Raw genomic sequence first — 17,360 nt, 5'->3', positions numbered from 1 at the left:
CGTGTCTTTCCTCGTTTTGCGCCGGAAAACCGCAATCGGCGGGCGGCGCGATTGTCTTTGCCTGTGACCTGAACCCGCGCCCGCTGCGCTTCTGGCCCTTGCGCTATTCGGCGGCAGCCGGAGCGTTCGCGAGTGAGGGGTCGCGGTGCCGATGCACCGACGCCACATTGCTCTCGGCTTCCAGAGCCGAGACGAGCCGATGCAGATGCTCTGCTTCGCGCAGGTCCACATCGACCTCGAGCCGGTAGAAATCCGGCTTGCGGTCCAGAAACGTCATGTTCGAGATATTGGCCCGCTGCTCGCCGATCAATGTGCAGATTCGTCCCAGCACCCCGGCATCGTTGGTGATCGTCAGGTCCAGCGTCACCGTATAGACGGGCGGATGCACCCCGTCGGCCCAATGCAGGTCGAGCCAGCGCGCCGGCTGGTCCTCGTAATCGGCCAGCACATCACAATCAATGCTGTGCACCGAGACGCCCTTGCCGCGATGCGCAAGCCCGACGATGCGTTCGCCGGGCAGGGGCTGGCAGCATGCGGCGCGCTCGAAGCCTTGCCCGTGAGCAAGGCCCACCACGGCGCGCAACGGCTCGACTTCGGCCTCGGCACGCTGGGTCAGGTTGGGATACACGGCCTCGACCACGGCACGCGCGGTGATCTCCGCAGAGCCAAGCCGGGCAAGCAGCGTTTCGGACCCGTCCACGCGCAGCGTCTTCGCGGCAAGTTCGAGCGCTTTGTCGGTGGCCTTCTTGCCGACATTCTCGAATGCGGCGCGGGCGAGCTCATGCCCCAGCTTGGCAAAGCGTTCACGGTTGGCCTCCCGCAGCGAGCGGCGGATGGCCGACTTTGCCTTGCCGGTCGTCGCAATGTCGAGCCAGGTCGCTTGCGGTGTCTGGCCCTCGGCGGTGATGATCTCGACCGATTGGCCATTCTTGAGCCGGGTCCAGAGCGGCACGCGCAAACCGTCCACCTTGGCCCCGACGCAGGCCGATCCGATCCGCGTGTGGATCTGGTAGGCATAGTCCAGCGGCGTGGCCCCTTTGGGCAGCTTCACCACGTCTCCCTTGGGCGTGAAGCAGAAAACCTGGTCTGAATACATCTCGAGCTTGACCGCTTCGAGGAATTCGTCGTGGTCATCCTCGCCGTCGAACTGTTCGGTGACCGAGGCAATCCACTTGGCCGGATCCACCGCAAAGGGGTTCGCCGCGCGCTCCCCGTCGCGGTAGGACCAATGCGCGGCGACGCCGGTTTCAGCCACCTCGTGCATCTGCCGGGTGCGGATCTGCACTTCCACGCGCTTGCCGTCGCGACCCGATACCGTGGTGTGGATCGAGCGATACCCGTTGGATTTCGGCTGGCTTATGTAATCCTTGAACCTGCCCGGAACTGCGCGCCACCGCGAATGAATCGCGCCCAGCGCGGCATAGCATTCAGCCTCCGACTGGGTAATGACGCGGAAGCCATAGATGTCGCTGAGACGAGAGAAGCCGATCTTCTTCTCCTGCATCTTGCGCCAGATCGAATAGGGCTTCTTGGCGCGTCCAAAGACCTCCGCCTCGATGCCGACCTTGTCCAGTTCGGTGCGCATGTCCGAAGTGATCCGGTGGATTACGTCGCCTGTCTCTTTCTGGAGCGTGATGAAGCGGCGAATGATCGAGCTGCGGCCCTCGGGGTTGAGCACGCGGAAAGACAGGTCTTCGAGTTCTTCCCGCATCCATTGCATACCCATGCGCCCGGCAAGCGGCGCATAGATGTCCATGGTTTCGCGGGCTTTCTGATGCTGCTTGCCGGGCCGCATGGCCCGGATCGTGCGCATGTTGTGCAACCGGTCGGCCAGCTTGACGAGGATCACCCGCAGGTCGCGGGACATGGCCATGAACAGCTTGCGGAAGTTCTCTGCCTGCTTGGTTTCGGTGCTCGAAAGCTGCAGGTTCGTGAGCTTGGTCACGCCATCGACGAGATCCGCGATTTCGCTGCCAAAAAGCTGCGACACGTCGGAATAGGTCGACCGGGTGTCTTCGATGGTGTCATGCAACAGCGCGGTGATGATTGTCGCGTCATCAAGCTGTTGCTCCGTGAGGATCGCAGCGACGGCGACAGGATGCGAAAAATAGGGCTCGCCGGACTTGCGGAACTGACCGCTATGCATTGCCTGCCCATAGTCATAGGCCGCCCGGATCATGGGTTCGTTGGTCTTGGGATTGTAGTTCCGAACCAGCGCGACAAGATCGTCGACGGCAATCATGGCGAGTTTCCCTTCTCACGGGCATCAACGGCGGGTCTGAGACATGGCGCCCGGCAGGTGGGGCGAGGCCAGCGTCCCGGACGGCGCCGCAATCAAGTATGATCGCTCAGACAGGCTCGTCCACCAAAATCAGCCACCACCAGCCGTGGACCCCCGAATGCGCGCGCAGGCGTTTTGTGGATGCCAGCCGCAGAACGACAAGGACGCTGTGCCGGGAGTTGCGCATTGTTGGGGGATGTGGGCGCAGCCCTTGCTGCGCTGAAGGGCGTCTTGCGCAGATCAAAGCCTGCGCGGCGGGAGCGTTTGGGGAGCTTGGAGGGGCTGAAGCGCGGTGCCATGCGCTTGCAGGACCTGTTCGGACGGCGCGCGGGGCGTTGATCCCTTAGCGCGCCATGCCGGTTGCACGGACCCCGTTCGGCAGAACGATCAGCCTTTGCTTTGAGCTTCCATCAACGCGCGAAGCAGCTTTTCCTCGGACAGGTCATCTTCCTGGGGTTTGTCCTGCTCGGCGCCCATGAGGATCGCCATGGCGTCATCTTCGGGCTCGTCGACCTCGATCTGGGTCTGGTTGCTCTCGATCAGACGCTCGCGCAGGTCATCCGCCGATTGTGTCTCTTCGGCGATTTCGCGCAGTGCAACAACCGGGTTCTTGTCCTTGTCGCGGTCAACGGTGAGAGCGGCACCGGCAGAAATTTCGCGGGCGCGATGGGCCGCAAGCATCACCAATTCGAACCGGTTCGGAACCTTGTCGACGCAATCTTCTACCGTTACGCGGGCCATGATGACCTCCAATTCTCGTTCGATTATCTTAGGAACGCTCGCTCCTACAGCAGCTCGCCGCAAGATACAAGGTGATTCGCGGTAAGCCTTGTCGACCGCGTCAAGGGCCGTGTCGCCCATGGCCTGAAGCAAAGGTCAGGGACAGGCGCGGGGCTCAAGACGCTGCGCTTCGGGCAGATCGGCCAGCATTTGCCGCACCGTTCTGCCGGTCAGGGGATGCACCCAGCCGGGGGCAATATCGGCCAGCGGCACCAGCACGAAGGCGCGCTCCGCCAGTCGCGGGTGAGGCAGCACAAGCTGGTCCGGTGCTTTGTGCCGCTGGTCTGTCTCGCTCAGGCTGATCCAGTCGATCAGACCATCCCTGTCGGGGCGTATCGCTGATCCGGCGCCGATCAGATCGAGATCCAGCGTCCGCGACGCCCAACGCTGCATACGTTTGCGTTCAAGGCCGGCTTCGATCCGATGCAGGGCCGCAAGCACCGCTTCCGGGCTTTGCTCCGTATCGACCGCCGCGCATGCATTCACGTAATCCGGGCCCGCGCCTGCGGGAAAAGCGGGCGTGATGAAGAAGCGGCTGAGACGCCTGATGCGCAGACCTTCACGCGCAAACGACTGCACAGCGGCCCGCACCGTGCGCGCGGGACTGCCGGCAGTCGAAGGCAGGTTGCTGCCAATGGCGATGAACATTTCTTGTCGGGACATGGCTTTGACGCTACTGTAGGAGACGCTTTCGGTGGTTGAACACCCCCTCAAAAGCGTTATTTCTTAAGCCACGCGCTGGGCGGAATTAACCACTCAACCAACACCGTCCCAACCGCGCATTTATTCGGAAGGACATTTGATGTTTTACAAAGACGAACGGCTCGCGCTGTTCATCGATGGATCGAACCTCTATGCCGCTGCCAAAGCGCTCGGGTTCGATATCGACTACAAGCTCCTGCGACAGGAATTTGCCCGCCGTGGCAAGATGATCCGCGCGTTCTACTACACGGCCTTGCTGGAAAATGACGAGTATTCTCCGATCCGGCCGCTGGTGGACTGGCTGCACTACAATGGCTTCACCATGGTGACCAAGCCGGCCAAGGAATACACCGACAGCCAGGGTCGGCGGAAGGTCAAGGGCAACATGGATATCGAACTCACCGTCGATGCCATGGAGCTGGCGCCACGCGTCGATCACATCGTGCTGTTTTCCGGTGACGGCGATTTCCGCCCGTTGGTGGAAAGCCTGCAACGTCAGGGCGTGCGTGTTTCGGTTGTATCAACGATCCGGTCGCAGCCGCCGATGATCGCCGACGAACTGCGCCGCCAGGCGGACAACTTCATCGAACTCGATGAGCTTCGCGACGTGATCGGGCGACCGCCGCGCGAGACCCAGGCCGAACGCAGCTTCGAAGTCGCGTCTGGCAAGTAGGTCGATCTCAGGAGGATCTGTTCCGAAGCTGCGCGCGGCGGTCACTCACCCATGTCGCTCAGCTCGCGAACAGATCTTTCGCCACGCCTAAAAGTAGAACACCTACGAGAAGAACGCGCCATTCAGCGCCGTAAACTTGTCCGTTTGTGCATCACGCGGCCGAATCCGCCGGTGTGTCCGCGACAGGTTGTGGCGCAGCCGTCAAATGCGTTGGAATGACGGCGCAAGGTCGCGACGCAGCGGTCGGCACATTCCCGCGTCAACCGGTCATGTCTGATTTTCGGTTTCTCGGCGGCTCAGGGTTTCCATCGTCGAGAGCGCATCCTCGACCGTGGCCACCGCGCTGTCCGGCTGTATCAGCTCGATCAGATCGGGCGCGTTATTCACTACCTGACCAGACACGATAATGAAGACTTCCGGGTGGACGATCCGCACCGCGGCGATCAGGCGGGCGAGCGCCTCGGCCGAGCGTCGTCCGCCCGAGCTGACGCCAAGGACGAGACAGCGGATCTTGTCGATCTCGGTCATGATCTCGTCATGGGTCGCGTCGATCAGAAGCTGCACGTCCCAGCCATTCTGGCGGAACAGCTCGGCCGCCATTTCCACGCCCAGTCCGTGGCGTTCCCCCGGCACCATGCTGAACAACACCGACTCGGCATGGGTGATCCGCGTTGGCGGGAGCGCCTCACGCAGCATCCGCACCAGCTCGAAAATCCGGCCAACTCCGAATGAAACTTGGGCAAAGGTGAGCCGGTTCTCATCCCAGAGCATGCCCATCCGCACCGAGGCCGCGGCGAGGTAGCGCGAGTAGAGCACGTCAAGCGTCACCCCCTTGCGCTGAATCTGCCGCATCATTGTCGATGCGACCTCGCGATCCTCGTGAATCAAGGCATTCACAAGGGCTTCGATGTCGGTTTCTTCCGGATGCTGGAGATCCGTGACGCCTTCTGCGAGCCGGGTGCGAGAGGCCATTTTCTTGACCACGTCGCGCGCAAGGCCCTCGATCACGCGGTCCGAGAACTGCGTGCGCAGGGCTTCGATACGAGCCTGCGAATTGTCAAAGAAGGCGTCGTCGAATTCAGTCATGGACGGAGTAGAGTTCTTCTCTGATCGGGTGAAGGCCAGACCCTAGTCTAGCGGAACGAAAGGCGCTTCGCATAGGGGGGCGGCATTCAACCGCAGTTCGGCAGGCTTTGGGATTTGCGGTGTTTGTGGGTGGTGTCCCGGACGGGATCGATTTGTTGCAGTGCGGCATTTCAGTGCTGGCGACGGTCAACGCTCAAATGGTGCGCCAGAACCAAGCCAGTTTGCGGCATTCTTTGCGGGCGGGGCATTCCGGGCGCGGTGAGGCGCGCCTGTTGCCTTGAGACCATGCTGCGAAGCGGGGAGGGCGCGCGGCCGTGGATCGGTCTTTGGGGGGTGCGACATGGCAGGAGGCTGCTAGGGCTGGACGCGCGGGCCTTGCTTGCTTACCTCTGGGACGACCGACGACCGACGACCGACGACCGACGACCGACGACCGACGACCGGCACGAGCGCCAAGGACCAAATGATGAGCCATTCTCCCCTCACCCTCTATCTCGCAGCGCCACGCGGGTTTTGCGCCGGTGTCGACCGCGCCGTGAAGATCGTCGAAATGGCGATCGAGAAATGGGGGGCGCCGGTCTACGTGCGTCACGAGATTGTCCATAACAAGCATGTGGTCGACGATCTGCGTGGCAAGGGTGCTGTCTTTGTCGAGGAGCTGGACGAGTGTCCGGACGACCGGCCGGTGATCTTCTCGGCCCATGGCGTGCCCAAATCCGTTCCCGCAGAGGCGGCCCGGCGCGAGATGCTCTATGTGGACGCGACCTGCCCGCTTGTGTCGAAGGTTCATATCGAAGCGGCCCGGCACCATGAGAACGGCCTGCAGATGATCATGATCGGTCACGAGGGCCATCCGGAGACCGTTGGCACCATGGGGCAATTGCCTCCCGGAGAGGTGCTGTTGGTCGAGACCGTGGAGGACGTGGCCACCGTCGAGGTGCGCGACCCCGAGCGGCTGGCCTTTGTCACCCAGACAACGCTGTCGGTGGATGATACCGCCGATATCGTCGATGCGCTCAAGGCGCGGTTCCCGGCCATTGTCGGCCCGCACAAGGAAGACATCTGTTACGCCACGACCAACCGCCAGGAAGCGGTCAAGGCCATGGCCCCGAAATGTGAGGCGATGCTGGTTGTCGGCGCGCCCAATTCGTCCAATTCGAGACGGCTTGTCGAAGTGGGGCAACGCGCAGGCTGCGCCTATGCCCAGCTGGTGCAGCGCCCCGAAGATATTGACTGGCGCGCGCTGGGCGATCTGCGCTCCGTCGGGATCACCGCTGGGGCGTCTGCCCCGGAAGTGTTGATCGAAGCGGTGATCGACGCGTTCCGCGCGCGCTTCGATGTGACGGTCGAGGTGGTCGAAACCGCGGTTGAGAATGTGGAGTTCAAAGTGCCGCGCGTGTTGCGCGTTACGGCATAGGGGCTTTCGCCAATGGCGCGGCCAAGCGATGCGGACCCTTCGGCATTTGTGTGTTTCGAGGCTATTGTCGAGCCGATGCCGTGGGGCAAATCCGTCTACACGGTCCTGCGGCTGAGCGATGCGATATTTGACAAGCTTGGTCGGCCCAAACGGGTCGAGGGTGAGATCAACGAGCACCCGGTGAACCTCGCGCCGAGCAGCGCCCCTGTGATTGACGGTATGTTCCTCTGGGCTGGCGACAGCTTACTCAAGCGCGCGGGCATTACGCCGGGAGAGCCGGTCGAGGTCAGGCTCCGCGCCGTCGATCCAAGCATCGTGGACGTCCCGCCCGATGTGGCGCGCGCCCTGCGCTCTTCGGGGGTCATTGGCGCTTGGGAGACGCTGACGCCCGGCAAACGGCGCTCGATGCTGCACTCGGTCGAAACCGCAAAGCGCGCAGAGACCCGCATGCGGCGCATCGCGGCTCTCGTGAAGACCGTCGGGGAACACGATCCCGGGTAGCGGGGCACCCAACCGGTTCATGCGATTGCTTGGGGCGCACCATCGCCCATCCCGCATCTGCGATATCCATTCGTGAAATGTGCGGTGGCGGGCGCGGCGATAGGGGAATCCAGCCGATCTGCGCGAATGCGAAGCGCCCACCCGGCTCCTTTCGGAGGCGGGCGGGGCTTCTTGTCGGGCCATTGCCCTGTGGTCACAAGCGGACCCTGAAACCTCGTGAAGATCGGCGTCATCCCATGGCGAGCCAGTATAACCCGGTGCGCTCAAATCCCTTGGGACGCCCTTGGGAAACCTCGGTGATGCACCCGAGCGGGCCGCATGGGGCGGCTGGGGCAGGGGGCATTCCCCTTTGCGGTCATCTTCGGGGCCGCAGCGTGCCTCACAATCCGCCACAAAGGTTGACGGTGTCTGGCGATGCCGCGCGCTGGACAGCGCTTGGCGCAACGGGCAAGGTGCCACGATGATCAGCGCTCAATTCCTCCTCACCGCCTTTGTCGTCGTGCTCGCTCCGGGGACCGGCGTTCTTTACACGCTCGCCATGGGCCTCGGACAAGGGAAGCGCCCGGCGCTGGCCGCGGCCTTCGGCTGCACCGTCGGGATCGTGCCGCATCTCGCGGCGGCGATGGCCGGTCTCGCCGTTGTGTTGCACAGCTCCGCTCTCGCCTTCACCGTGGTCAAGCTGCTTGGTGTGGCCTACCTCCTTTGGCTGGCCTGGCAGAGCCTGCGGTCCGGGGGCGCACTTGCCGTGACAGGCGAACCCACGCCCCAGAGGCTGGGCCGCGTGGCCCTGCGCGGGGCGCTGATCAACATCCTGAACCCGAAGCTGTCGATTTTCTTTCTGGCGCTTCTGCCGCCCTTCCTGAGCGGTGATCCGGCGCGCGCGGGCATAGAGATGGTGCAGCTTGGTGCGGTGTTCATGGCGCTGACTTTTGTGATCTTCTGCCTCTACGGGGTCTTTGCGGCTCGCGCGCGGCAATGGATCCTCGGCTCAGAACGCGTGATGGCTTGGCTCAACCGGTCCTTTGCCGGGCTCTTTGCGCTTCTGGCCGGGCGTTTGGCGCTGGAGCGCGCGTGATCGCGCCCTAGATCGGGCGATGCGCGGGTCGAATGCCCGCCTCGTCGCCGATTATGATACCTTTCAGAAGGGAACCCCATGCAGACTGTTCCGCGCTCCGCATTGATCCTTGGTCTCGCCGGTGTGATCCCCTTTGCATGGGGCGCGCTGACGCTCATGTCGGACCCGATGGCGCAATGGGGGGCAGGCACGCTTGGGCCGCGGTTCATCGGCCCGTATGTGCAGCTGTTTTATGGCGCCGTGATCCTGAGCTTCATGTCCGGGGTGCTTTGGGGCTTTGCCACCAAGGTCGAGGGCGCAAAGGCCGCGCTGGGCTATGGGCTATCGGTGATCCCGGCGCTCTGGGCGTTCTTCATGACCGGTGGCGGACCGGTCTCCGCGGGAACCAATCTCATCTTCGGATTTCTGGGCCTGCTTATTCTTGACTGGCAATTCTGGCGCTGGGGGCTTGCGCCTGTCTGGTGGATGCAGCTGCGCGTGTTGCTGACGGCCCTTGTCGTGGCAAGTCTTGCGGTCGGGGTTTTTTCCTGAGCCCGATCATGATGGCCCGCGCAAGAACGCTTGACGCGGGGGGCCGGTTCGGAAGACATGGGTTCATGACCGATCCAGAAACCATCCGCGTCTATGATGCCCGCGCAGCCGAGTATGACCGGCTTGTGGATGCTGACCGCGAAACCCCCGACGCCACGCTGGCGGCTTTTATCGCGGCCTTGCCGGAAGGGGGAACCGTGCTCGACCTCGGCTGCGGACCGGGGCGCTCCGCGATGCTTCTGGTCCGCGCGGGGATGCGGGTCGAGGCCTGGGATGCCTCTGCGGAAATGGTTGCACGCGCCGCGCGCCATGACGGGGTTGTCGCGCGCCAGGCTGTGTTCGAGGATTTGCAGGGGGACGCCCTTTTCGATGGGGTCTGGGCGAATTTCTCTTTGCTGCACGCCGACCGGGGCGCGATGGCCGATATCGTTTCCCGGATCGCCACAGCATTGCGGCCCGGCGGCGTGGTGCACATCGCGCTGAAAACCGGAGACGGGGAGGCGCGCGACCGTCTGGGGCGGTTCTATACCTACTGGCGGGAAGCCCCCCTTGCGGCGCTGCTCGAACAAGCGGGACTGAGACCGGGCCGGGTGCATCGCGGGGTGGACCGCGGCCTTGACGGCAGCGATGCGGCATGGTTCTCCATGCTCGCTCATGGCTGATCTTTTTGCATATACCGATGGTGCGTGCTCCGGGAATCCAGGTCCCGGGGGTTGGGGCGTGCTGCTGCGTGCCAAGGACGGGGAAACCGTCCTGAAGGAGCGCGAATTCAGCGGCGGAGAACCCAACACGACCAATAATCGTATGGAATTGATGGCAGCGATCACCGCGCTCGAAGAACTCAGCCGACCCTCCGAGATCACGATCGTGACCGACAGCCAATACGTCAAGAACGGCGTGACAAGCTGGATCCACGGCTGGAAGCGCAATGGCTGGAAAACATCGGCAAAGAAGCCGGTGAAGAATGCGGAGCTCTGGCAGCGGCTGGATGCGGCCCAGGCCCGCCATTCGGTAGTGTGGGAATGGGTAAAGGGCCATGCGGGGCACCCGGAAAACGAACGCGCCGATGAGTTGGCCCGGGCCGGTATGGCGCCGTTCAAGGGCTAGCACAGCCTCCGTGGCCGCGCCCCTGTAACCTCTCCCCTCCACCTGCATCAGCCGATCCGGCAAGGAGCGCGGTTGGGTCTGTCTCGCATCTGGCGCGCGCCCCCCGAGGTCAGGCGCCCCATGGCTTAACAGCGACCAGCCCACAAGAAAGCGCCCCGGAGCGCGTGCCCCGGGGCGTCAGCTGATCAGCAGACAGGGATGGATCAGTTGACGGCTTCAGCGTCCACAACATCCTTCTCGACAAGCCGTGTCGCAGGCTTGGAGATCGCAATCTTGCGCGGTTTCAACGCTTCGGGAATCTCGCGCTGAAGGTCGATATGCAGCATGCCGTTTTCATGGGTCGCACCGGTCACGCGCACATGATCGGCGAGGTGAAACCGACGCTCGAAGGCGCGTGTGGCGATCCCGCGATGCAGGTAGGTGCGGTCGGTGTCTTCATTGGCCTTGCGGGCCGATACGACAAGCGCCTGTTCCTTGACCTCGATTGCAAGATCTTCGTCGGAGAACCCCGCAACGGCGATCGAGATACGATAGGCGTCGTCCGCGGTTTTCTCAATATTGTAGGGGGGATAGGTCTGCGCGCTGACATCATTCGTCAGGACGCGGTCCATAAGATCGGCCATCTGGTCAAAGCCGACGGTTGCACGGTAAAGCGGTGCGAAATCGAAGTGTCGCATGGGAATCCTCCGTTGAGCGAACCCTGGTTAAGCGGCGCTCTCCCATCCGGGACGAGCGTCTGTTGAGATCTGCCGGGACCCTGTGCAGGCATCCCGACACAGTGTAAGTGGGAAGGCTCCGGCACGCTGTCAAGAGGGGCGCATACCAACTCTGCCAATGGGGAGGACATGGACGGTGCGAACGGCTCTTTCGAGCGGCGGGGCGATCAGGGTTTGAGGAATTTTGCGCCGGTGGCGCGCCGTGTCCCGGCCGTCATGCGCTCCAGACCGGCGCCCGGGCTGACGCTGTCGGCGAGTGTGGCGCGCAGCACCGCAAGCGGCTGCTGAAGGTCGGTCCCAAGGGATACCGGCGTGTCGCCGGACGCAGCCATGGCCGAAACAACCGAGACGATGCGCGGCTGCCCATCGGGACCAAAGCGAAAGACGGGCGAGCCCGAAGCTCCGAAATCGACACTGCAATCCAGCACAAGCACGCCGTCCTGCCGCGACAGGATCGAACAGGTCTCCTGCAGGCTCGGCGCTTCCGAGCGGTCATGGGCATAAGACACCACGCCGACGCTGCTGCCGGCTTCGGGCTGCACATCTGTCTCGAACGGCACCAGCGTCGTGTTGCGGATCGGATGCTGAAGCGTGATCAGCGCGATATCATTGCGGATGCGCGCGGTATCGGATGGTGCATCATAGACATAGCCCGGATGCGGTTCGGCCCGCCGCACACGGCGGTAGGCCGAGGCACGTCCGTTGCGCCAGCCCGCACGAAACTGGATCTCCGACGCCGGAACGCGCAGGCCCGTGCGCGGATCGAACAGACAATGCGCAGCGGTCAACACCGTGCGCTCGTCGATCAGGGCTCCGGTGCAAAACGCCTCTCCGGCGATTTCCAATCGTCCGACCGCTTCCCAGTTCCTGCCGTCCTCACGGCTTGGCAGGGACAGAAGCGGTTGCGCGATGCTCGGCGCGGCAAGGGCAATGAGAATGGCAGCTAGTCTCAGGCGCAAGGGTCATCTCCGGTGTCTCACATGTGCCCGGAATAAACCGAAGGTAAGGCGAAATTGCGGCAAATTTGATCGAATAGACCTGCATGACTGTTTCCGCTTTGGCGGTATTGCCCGTCAGTTCAGCGTATTGTTTCCGTATATCGGATCAATACAGGCTCAAGGCGGGCCGCGCCACCCGAAGGCGGCCGCCGCTCCGCCAGAACCCTCCGCGCTTAGTCCGTCACAAGCGCCGCAGGTCGCGGCCCGCCCGTGGCCCAGTCGAGCAATTCGACTGTATGGACAACCGGCACCTGCGTGCCTGACCCGATTTGCATCATGCAGCCGATATTGCCCGCGGCGATCACGTCCGGCGACTTGGCTTCCAGCGTCCGCACCTTCCGGCTCTTGAGCTGGGCCGAAATCTCAGGCTGCATCAGGTTGTAGGTGCCCGCGGAGCCACAGCACAGATGACTGTCCGCCGGCTCGACCACCTCGAAGCCCGCCTTGCGCAACAGATCCTTGGGATAGGTCTTGATCTGCTGCCCGTGCTGGAGCGAACAGGCCGCATGGTAAGCCACTTTCAGCGGGCCGGTGCCTTGCGGGTTGGCCGGGGCCTTTGCCAGAGGGGCGTTCTCGGCGTTCATGAGTTTGATCAACACCTCCGACACGTCCATCGCGATCCCGGCCACACGCGCGGCATCCTCGGCGAGATCTGTGGTGCGGAACATATGCCCGTAATCCTTGACGGTTGTGCCGCAGCCGGAGGTGTTGATCACGATGGCGTCAAGCCCGTCGCCATCCATCTCCCGCGCCCAGGCGCGGACGTTCTTGCCTGCGGTGCCGTGGCTCTCCTCTGTCTTCCCCATGTGATGGGTGAGCGCGCCGCAACACCCGGCGCCTTCCGCAACCACAACCTCCGCTCCGAGCCGCGTCAGCAGGCGGATCGTCGCGTCGTTGATATCGGTGTTGAGCGCCTTCTGCGCACAGCCGGTCATCAGCGCCACCCGCATCTTTTTCGGCGCGACAGGGGCAAAGCTCTGTGGATCGTCGTTGCGCGAGACCGGCGGAATCGTCTTGGGCGCCATCGCCAGCATGGCGCGCAAGCGTGCATCCGGGATCAGCGGCGCAAACGGCTTGGCGATCTTGGCACCCAGCATCGCCACCCGGAATCGGGTCGGATAGGGCAGGATCCGCGCCAGAAGCCAGCGCAGTGCCCGGTCATGCCATGGGCGGTCATAGTGCTTTTCGATGTATTCGCGCGCATGATCGACGAGATGCATGTAGTGCACGCCGGAAGGGCAGGTCGTCATGCAGGCCAGGCAGCTCAAACAGCGATCGATGTGCTTGACGGTCTTTTCATCGGGCACACGCTCGTTTTCAAGCATGTCCTTGATCAGGTAGATCCGGCCGCGCGGACTGTCGAGCTCGTCGCCAAGAACCTGATAGGTCGGGCATGTGGCCGTGCAGAAACCGCAATGCACACAGGTGCGCAGGATTTCGTTCGCGCGGGCCGTGCCGGGATCCTTCAGTTGCGTTTCCGTAAACGTCGTTTGCATCGGTCATTGCTCATCTGTCTGGCCCGCGCAGGGCTTTGAAGGCACGGCGCGGGGGGTGATCGGGAAAGGCCGGGTGGATGTGCACGCCTCGGCTCAGGCCAGCAATCCGGGATTGAGAAATCCGCGTGGGTCGAAACGGGCGCGCAGCCCGGCCGACAGGGTCGCAAGCGGCGCGGGCTCGGGCTGAAATACCGGCAAGCTGCGGCGCAGGGCCTCGCTGCCCCGCACAAGTGTCGCGTGCCCATCGAACGTCCCAAGACGGCTGCGCAAGTCGGTGCCTTCCTCGACCAGAGCCCAGACAAGGCCGCCGCCCCAATCCATCACGAGATCAGAGGCCCCCATCGCGTGCGTCAGCGCCGGGGCATCGGACGGCTTGCACGAGATCCGCCAGACATCACCCGTCGCGCCCTGCATCGGCGCCACGTCGCGGATCTCCGCCCAGGTCTGCGCCACGGTGTCCGGATCACGGTCGACCTCGACCTCCATACCGGCAAACAGGCCGCGCAGCGCGTCGGCACGATAGGTGACCGATTGCTCGAACCCTTCGATCCGAAGCAGCGTTTCGGCGCCCTCCGGTGCGCTCGGGAGGTGCGCCGCGCCGGTGATCTCGTAGGGCGAGCCAAGCGCGCGCGCCATCGCGGTCACCGCGTCGCCGGTTGCAAGACCGCGCAGGCGCAGCGTCGCCATGGTCTCGGGCTTTGGCAGGACCTTGAGGCTGACCTCGGTCAAGACGCCAAGCGTGCCCCAGCTTCCGGTCATCAGCTTCACGAGGTCATACCCCGTGACGTTCTTCATCACCCGACCGCCATTCTTGAGGATCTGCCCCATGCCGTCCACGAAACGCACACCGAGCATGAAGTCGCGACAGGCTCCCGCCTGGATCCGGCGCGGTCCGGAGGCATTGGCGGCCACAACGCCGCCAATCGTCGGCGTGCCTTCCGTTCCGAGCAACCCGCGGTGATCCATCGGTTCGAAGGCCAGTCTCTGGCCTTCGGCGGCCAGCGTTTCTTCGATCTCGGCCACCGGAGTGCCGGCCTTAACCACCAGCGTCAGAGCACCGGGCTCGTAAAGCGTCACACCGCGCAGCGCGCTCGTCTCCAGCAGCGCGCCGGCCACGGGTGCGCCGATGCCGCGCGTGCCGCCGCCGCGAATGTGGAAGGGGGCATTGGCCCCGGCAATCATCTCGGCCAGCGCGGCCTCTGTCTCAGGTCTGCTCACGGCGCACCCTCTTTCGTGTTTCTTCTGTCCCGAAATACTCCGGGGGCAGCGCCCCCAATGGGGGGCTACTCTGCCGCAAGCGCCACGGATCGGCGGTCCTGTGACGCCGCCAGCGGAAAGACCTTGGCCGGGTTCAACAGCCACTTGGGGTCGAACACGTCCTTCACAGCCATCTGGATTTCGAGATCGCCGGCCGCGTATTGATCATACATCAGGTCCCGTTTCTCGATCCCCACACCATGCTCCCCGGTCAGGCAACCGCCCACCTCCACGCAGAGCTTGAGGATTTCAGCACCCAGCGCCTCGCAGGTTTCAAGGTCACCGGGCTTGTTGGCATCGAACAGGATCAACGGGTGCATATTGCCGTCGCCCGCATGGAACACATTGGCGACGTCGAGACCGAACTCCTTGGACATCTCGGAAATCCGGCGCAACACATAGGGCAATTCCGACACCGGGATCGTGCCATCGAGACACATGTAATCGTTGATCGAGCCCATCGCCCCGAAAGCAGACTTGCGGCCAAGCCAGATGCGGGCCGCTTCGTCGGCATCCTTGGCTTCGCGCAGCTCCACCGGGTCATGGTTGCGGGCAATCCTGGTGATGACGGCAAGCTGCTCGTCAATTTCGGCCGGGCTGCCTTCCACTTCGACAATCAGCAGGGCCTCGCAATCGGGATAACCCGCCTTGGCAAAATCCTCTGTCGCTCGAATGCAGGGCGCATCCATGAACTCGATGGCAACCGGCAGGATACCGGCCTTGATGATGTCGGACACACAGGCGCCGGCAACCTCGTTCGAGTTGAACCCGATAAGCACGGGCCGCGCGCCTTCAGGCTTGCGCAGGATCCGCAGCGTCGCTTCGGTGACCACGCCCAATTGCCCTTCCGAGCCGCAGATCAACCCCAGAAGATCATATCCGGCTGCGTCGAGATGGGCGCCGCCGATCTCGACGATTGTCCCGTCCATCTGAACAAGCGTGACGCCCATCAGGTTATTGGTGGTCACACCGTATTTGAGGCAATGCGCCCCGCCCGAATTCATCGCGATGTTCCCGGCGATGGCGCAGGCAAGCTGGGATGACGGGTCGGGCGCATAGAAGAAATCCCGTTCTTCCACGGCACCGGTGACGGACAGGTTGGTGCGACCGGTCTGAACGCGGATCACGCGGTTGTCGTAGTCGGTGTCCAGCACCTCGTTCATCCGGGCCACCCCCAGGATCACGCTGTCGGCAGTGGGTAGGGCACCACCCGCCAGAGATGTGCCCGATCCCCGCGGCACGACCGGCACACCCTCGGCATGACAGAGTTTGAGCACATCGGCGACTTCCTGCGTCGATGCGGGCAGGACAACGGCCAGAGGCGGGCATTTGTAGGCCGTCAAGGCGTCGCATTCATAGGCCCGCGTTTCCGCCTCTTCGGAGATCACCGCGTCGGCAGGCAAAACAGAGCGCAGCAGAGCGACGATCCGATCCTTCCGGGACAGGATATCGGCATTGGGTACGGGCATTTCCATGGGCGGCCTCCTCTTGATTGGTAAGGTTATATAACCAATCTCAACAAATAGCGAGTCCTTATCCCGGAGAATGTCGGTCCCGTCTTGCAAGGCGCGTCGCGGCACGGCAGGTCAGGGCCATGGACTGGATAAAGATCATACACTTGCTCTGTGTCATGGGCTGGATGACGTCGATTTTTGCGGTGCCGCGGGCGCTGATTTACTGGAAGCGGGAATGGGAGCAGCGTGCAAGCTTTGGTCCGCTCGGCGATCTGACGATCCGGCTCTACCGGTTTTCCGCCGGGCTGGGTGTCATTGCCATCGGCACGGGCCTTTGGCTGGCGCATCTCTGGGGCTGGCCGGAGTGGAGCCTTCTGAAGCTGGGTCTCGTTCTGGCGCTGGCGGCGCATTACGGCTGGACCGGGCGCCTCGTGCTGCGCGCGCGCAAAGGCGTCTTCACCGAAAGCGACAAGTATCTCAGGATCTTCAACGAGGTCAGCGTGTTCGGTGCGATTGCGATCCTGTGGGTCGTGGTCGTGAAGCCGTTCTGATCGCGCATGACATCCCTGGACACGCTCACCTTGTTGGCCCCGGTGGATTACGCCGCCCTTGCCGTGTTGATCGGCGCGTGGCTCGGTGCCACGCTTCTGGTCGAGCATCCACCACGGCGGCGGGTGTCCGTATCGGTGCTGATGGCCGACATGCGGCGGGACTGGATGCAGGAAATGGTGACCCGTGACCCGCGTATTTTCGATTCGCAAATCGTGGGTCAGTTGCGACAGGGCGCCGCCTTCTTTGCCTCTGCGTCGATGATCGCCATCGGGGGTGGTTTTGCGCTGCTTGGCAACGCGGATCGCTTGCAGACCGTGGCGGATGACCTTGCATTGTCCGGGGAACCGTTGATCGTTTGGGAAATCAAGCTGCTGCTTTTACTTTTGTTTTCCGTGAATGCCTTTCTGAAATTTGTCTGGTCGCACCGGTTGTTTGGCTATTCTTCGGTGATGATGGCGGCCGTTCCAAACGATCCGCAGCATCCCGATGCCCCGCGTCGGGCCAGACAGGCGGCGGAAGTGAACATCCTGGCGGCGCGTGGCTTCAACCGGGGGCTGCGTTCGGTCTATTTCGGCATCGCGGCGGCGGCCTGGCTCGTTGGCGCGTCTGCCCTGCTGGCTGCTGCGGTTTTCACCCTTGGCGTCATCTTGCGGCGGGAATTCGCATCGCAGACCCGCGCGGTCCTTCTGAGCGAACGCGACGGGCGGCAATCCACGCAAACGTGACGCGGCGCG

18 protein-coding genes are annotated in these 17,360 nt (G+C 63.3%); 9 read left to right on the top strand and 9 right to left on the bottom strand.

Features of this window, described 5'->3' with window-relative positions:
- Positions 1–103: 103 nt before the first annotated feature.
- The 3 genes from J1C49_RS00285 to folK form a co-directional block, all read right to left on the bottom strand.
- Positions 104–2,242 carry a bifunctional (p)ppGpp synthetase/guanosine-3',5'-bis(diphosphate) 3'-pyrophosphohydrolase gene (locus tag J1C49_RS00285; protein WP_227443742.1) on the bottom strand — a complete coding sequence of 713 codons (2,139 nt, stop codon included), beginning with the start codon at positions 2,240–2,242 and terminating at the stop codon, positions 104–106.
- A gap of 426 nt (positions 2,243–2,668) precedes the next feature.
- Entirely contained in the window at positions 2,669–3,022 is a 354-nt protein-coding gene (gene rpoZ / locus J1C49_RS00280; protein WP_227443741.1) for a DNA-directed RNA polymerase subunit omega, read from the bottom strand.
- Positions 3,023–3,157: 135 nt separating this feature from the next.
- Positions 3,158–3,724 carry a 2-amino-4-hydroxy-6-hydroxymethyldihydropteridine diphosphokinase gene (gene folK / locus J1C49_RS00275; RefSeq protein ID WP_227443740.1) on the bottom strand — a complete coding sequence of 189 codons (567 nt, stop codon included), beginning with the start codon at positions 3,722–3,724 and terminating at the stop codon, positions 3,158–3,160.
- A gap of 139 nt (positions 3,725–3,863) precedes the next feature.
- On the opposite strand from folK, the gene J1C49_RS00270 reads away from it, so the two are divergent.
- Entirely contained in the window at positions 3,864–4,436 is a 573-nt protein-coding gene (locus J1C49_RS00270; protein WP_227443739.1) for an NYN domain-containing protein, read from the top strand.
- A gap of 267 nt (positions 4,437–4,703) precedes the next feature.
- Here J1C49_RS00270 and J1C49_RS00265 read toward each other — a convergent pair whose 3' ends face one another.
- Positions 4,704–5,522: a B12-binding domain-containing protein gene (locus J1C49_RS00265; RefSeq protein ID WP_227443738.1), complete on the bottom strand. Its 819-nt coding sequence runs from the start codon at positions 5,520–5,522 to the stop codon at positions 4,704–4,706.
- Between the two features lie 466 nt (positions 5,523–5,988).
- On the opposite strand from J1C49_RS00265, the gene ispH reads away from it, so the two are divergent.
- The 6 genes from ispH (at position 5,989) to rnhA (ending at position 10,153) form a co-directional block, all read left to right on the top strand.
- Positions 5,989–6,939 (top strand): 4-hydroxy-3-methylbut-2-enyl diphosphate reductase, encoded by a 951-nt coding sequence (gene ispH, locus J1C49_RS00260; protein ID WP_227443737.1) that lies wholly within the window; start codon positions 5,989–5,991, stop codon positions 6,937–6,939.
- Between the two features lie 12 nt (positions 6,940–6,951).
- The gene (locus tag J1C49_RS00255) at positions 6,952–7,440 is read left to right on the top strand and encodes a YdeI/OmpD-associated family protein (RefSeq protein WP_227443736.1); all 489 of its coding nucleotides are present in this window, start codon (positions 6,952–6,954) and stop codon (positions 7,438–7,440) included.
- Positions 7,441–7,900: 460 nt separating this feature from the next.
- Positions 7,901–8,515: a LysE family translocator gene (locus tag J1C49_RS00250; protein ID WP_227443735.1), complete on the top strand. Its 615-nt coding sequence runs from the start codon at positions 7,901–7,903 to the stop codon at positions 8,513–8,515.
- 78 nt (positions 8,516–8,593) lie between these two features.
- Complete coding sequence (locus tag J1C49_RS00245; protein WP_227443734.1) at positions 8,594–9,046, top strand: DUF3429 domain-containing protein; 453 nt, start codon at positions 8,594–8,596, stop codon at positions 9,044–9,046.
- A gap of 65 nt (positions 9,047–9,111) precedes the next feature.
- Positions 9,112–9,708: a class I SAM-dependent methyltransferase gene (locus J1C49_RS00240; protein WP_227443733.1), complete on the top strand. Its 597-nt coding sequence runs from the start codon at positions 9,112–9,114 to the stop codon at positions 9,706–9,708.
- Complete coding sequence (gene rnhA, locus J1C49_RS00235) at positions 9,701–10,153, top strand: ribonuclease HI (protein ID WP_227443732.1); 453 nt, start codon at positions 9,701–9,703, stop codon at positions 10,151–10,153. The genes J1C49_RS00240 and rnhA overlap by 8 nt, the downstream gene beginning before the upstream one ends.
- 203 nt (positions 10,154–10,356) lie before the next feature.
- Here rnhA and J1C49_RS00230 read toward each other — a convergent pair whose 3' ends face one another.
- The 5 genes from J1C49_RS00230 to J1C49_RS00210 all read right to left on the bottom strand — a co-directional run bounded on the left by J1C49_RS00230 (position 10,357) and on the right by J1C49_RS00210 (position 16,095).
- A complete protein-coding gene (locus J1C49_RS00230; RefSeq protein ID WP_227443731.1) occupies positions 10,357–10,830 on the bottom strand; it encodes an Hsp20 family protein in 474 nt (157 codons plus the stop codon).
- Positions 10,831–11,036: 206 nt separating this feature from the next.
- Positions 11,037–11,828: a serine protease gene (locus tag J1C49_RS00225; protein ID WP_227443730.1), complete on the bottom strand. Its 792-nt coding sequence runs from the start codon at positions 11,826–11,828 to the stop codon at positions 11,037–11,039.
- A 212-nt stretch (positions 11,829–12,040) separates the two neighbouring features.
- A complete protein-coding gene (glcF, locus tag J1C49_RS00220; protein WP_227443729.1) occupies positions 12,041–13,363 on the bottom strand; it encodes a glycolate oxidase subunit GlcF in 1,323 nt (440 codons plus the stop codon).
- 93 nt (positions 13,364–13,456) lie between these two features.
- Positions 13,457–14,581 carry an FAD-binding protein gene (locus J1C49_RS00215; protein ID WP_227443728.1) on the bottom strand — a complete coding sequence of 375 codons (1,125 nt, stop codon included), beginning with the start codon at positions 14,579–14,581 and terminating at the stop codon, positions 13,457–13,459.
- A gap of 65 nt (positions 14,582–14,646) precedes the next feature.
- A complete protein-coding gene (locus tag J1C49_RS00210; protein WP_227443727.1) occupies positions 14,647–16,095 on the bottom strand; it encodes an FAD-linked oxidase C-terminal domain-containing protein in 1,449 nt (482 codons plus the stop codon).
- A 119-nt stretch (positions 16,096–16,214) separates the two neighbouring features.
- Between J1C49_RS00210 and J1C49_RS00205 the strand changes: the two genes are divergently transcribed.
- Positions 16,215–16,625 carry a CopD family protein gene (locus J1C49_RS00205; protein ID WP_227443726.1) on the top strand — a complete coding sequence of 137 codons (411 nt, stop codon included), beginning with the start codon at positions 16,215–16,217 and terminating at the stop codon, positions 16,623–16,625.
- A gap of 6 nt (positions 16,626–16,631) precedes the next feature.
- Positions 16,632–17,351: a DUF599 domain-containing protein gene (locus J1C49_RS00200; RefSeq protein ID WP_227443725.1), complete on the top strand. Its 720-nt coding sequence runs from the start codon at positions 16,632–16,634 to the stop codon at positions 17,349–17,351.
- Positions 17,352–17,360: the final 9 nt, after the last annotated feature.

The organism is Cognatishimia sp. F0-27 (assembly GCF_020667845.1).
GTDB lineage: Bacteria > Pseudomonadota > Alphaproteobacteria > Rhodobacterales > Rhodobacteraceae > JAFMPQ01.
Note: the sequence above shows the minus strand (reverse complement) of the source record. Positions and strands in the feature narration are given on the sequence as shown.